General features: G+C 59.8%; 1 protein-coding gene. It reads right to left on the bottom strand.

All coding sequences use genetic code 11. The annotated features are described in order from the left end of the window. The coding region (locus tag CXY80_RS00140) for a transketolase (protein WP_104131122.1) at positions 1-1841 on the bottom strand (1841 nt) is incomplete at its 3' end. Positions 1842-2263: the final 422 nt, after the last annotated feature.

Below are 2263 nucleotides of genomic sequence, written 5' to 3'. Positions count from 1 at the left end.
GCGTCCAAGAGTTCGGCTGGCTCACCCGACATTGGTAGGCCGGTGACGCCGAGTAGTTTGACCCGAAGTTCCGGCACCTCGGCATCAGCCAGCGCTTCCATCACCGCACCCCCGATGCCTCCCTGAGGGTAATGGTCCTCCACCACAACCAGTCGCCCGCCGGTGATGCGGCAGGTGTCAATTAGGGTGTCACGATCGAGTGGTTTGATCGAGTACAGGTCGATCACCCGTGCACTGATGCCGAAATCGGCGAGTTTTTCGGCGGCGGCTAAGCATTCGTGCAAGGTGATTCCCGCGCCGATCAGTGCCACGGTGTCCTCGGCCCCGGCGCGGTGGACCTTGCACCCGCCGATGGGAAACTTCTCCTCGGGTGCGTAGATGACCGGGTACGCGCCGCGGGTCGCGCGTAGATATACGACGCCGTTGGTGTCGGCCATCGTCAACACCAGTGCCGCGGTCGAGGGGGCATCGCTTGGATACACGACAACGGAGGTATGAATAGCGCGCATCGCCGCGATGTCTTCCAGAGCCATCTGGGAGGGCCCATCCTGGCCGATTTCAACGCCGGCGTGGGTGCCGACCAGGCGAATGTTCGCTTCCGACACGCCGGCCATCCGGATGAAGTCGTAGGGTCGGGCGATCAAGAAAGCGGCGAAGCTTGACGCGAAGGGGATGTATCCGCGCACCGATAAACCCACCGCGGAAGCGATGAGTTGTTGTTCAGAAATGAACATTTCAAAGAATCGTTCTGGACAGATCTCCCGAAACTCGCCGGCATGCGTGGAGTTGCCGACCTCTCCGTCAAGGACAACTACCTCCGGTCGTACTGCTAGCTCAGAAATCGCGGCACCGAAAGCCGCCCGGGTGGCGACTTTCTGGCCGATCTCCCACGTAGGGAGGGTGACTGTGGCGCCAGGGTCGGGGACGATCGCAGATGTCCCGGCTTCGGGAACAGCGGTGGTGATAGTCAGGCCGGTCACGCCACCGAGGGCAGCTATAGCACGGTCCGCTATTTCTGGCGGGAGGGATTTGCCGTGCCAGCCGTTTTTGTTTTCAATCTCGGGCACACCTTTGCCTTTGATGGTGCGGGCCAATATCACTGTCGGCTGGTCCGGATGGGACCGGGCTTCGGTCAGTGCCGCATCGATCGCGACGACATCATGTCCGTCAACCACGAGGGCGTGTGCGCCGAACGCTTCGACTCGTTTGGCGTACTTGTCCATGTCCCATTGCAGCTCGGTAGGCCCGTCCTGGCCGAGCCTGTTGATGTCGACGATGGCTGTCAAGTTGCCGAGTTTGTAATAGCTCGCCTTGTCGATGGCCTCCCACATGGAACCTTCTGCCAGCTCGCTGTCTCCGCAGAGCACCCACGTCTGGTACGGAAGCTTGTCTAGGTATCTTGCGGCCAGGCACACGCCGACCGCGTCTGGTAGGCCCTGGCCGAGAGAACCAGTCGCAACGTCCACCCAGGGCAGGATAGGCATCGGATGCCCCTCGAGTCGGGAACCGAACTGGCGGTAGGTGTTCACCAACTCGTCCTCATCGACGACGCCCACAGCACGGTACATCGAATACAACAACGGTGAGGCGTGACCTTTTGAGAAGATCAGATGGTCATTGGTCGCCTGCTGGGCGTTGGCCCAGTCATACCGTAGGTGCCTGACCAGTAGAACCGACATCAGATCCGCTGCCGACAGCGATGAGGTCGGATGACCAGAACCGGCTTGCGTACTGCAACGGATGGAATCCACCCTCAGCTGGGTCGCCAACCGGTGTACGAGATGCAGGTTTTCGCCGGTCAGTTTCGCGGTATCCGACGTTGGAGTGGGGTTTATTGTCATGTCGTCATATTCCTTCGCGATGAGAAATGGATTCGTTCCCGCGGCGAAACAGGCTAGGTCGCGTCTCTGCCCAAACGTACTCCGCTGACCATGGATCTGGTAAAGGCTCGGTCTAAGGTGAAAAAACGACAGGTCGGATGAACGGATTGTCGCAACCATCGCAATGCTCACTGAGACAGCGTTGGTAGACACCGATGACGGTGTCGAGGGGCGATTGGATGTGCGTTACGAGCTGCACCCGCTACTGCCAACACGTTTTAGGGGCGACCATCGTAAGATCGAAGAATTTCAACGCACCGCCGAGTCGGGAGATCCACTGGCAGCGGATGCTGGCCGACGCGGGACTTGTGTTTGGGATACCCGGCGACTGTCCTTGGGGACTTGCGGACTTCGACAACAAAATATTGCGTGTCGTCGGCTGA

It is taken from the genome of Cryobacterium sp. M91 (assembly GCF_002929615.1).
Taxonomy (GTDB): domain Bacteria; phylum Actinomycetota; class Actinomycetes; order Actinomycetales; family Microbacteriaceae; genus Cryobacterium; species Cryobacterium levicorallinum.
The sequence above is the reverse complement of the archived record's forward strand: the minus strand, read 5'-3'. Positions and strand labels throughout refer to the sequence as shown.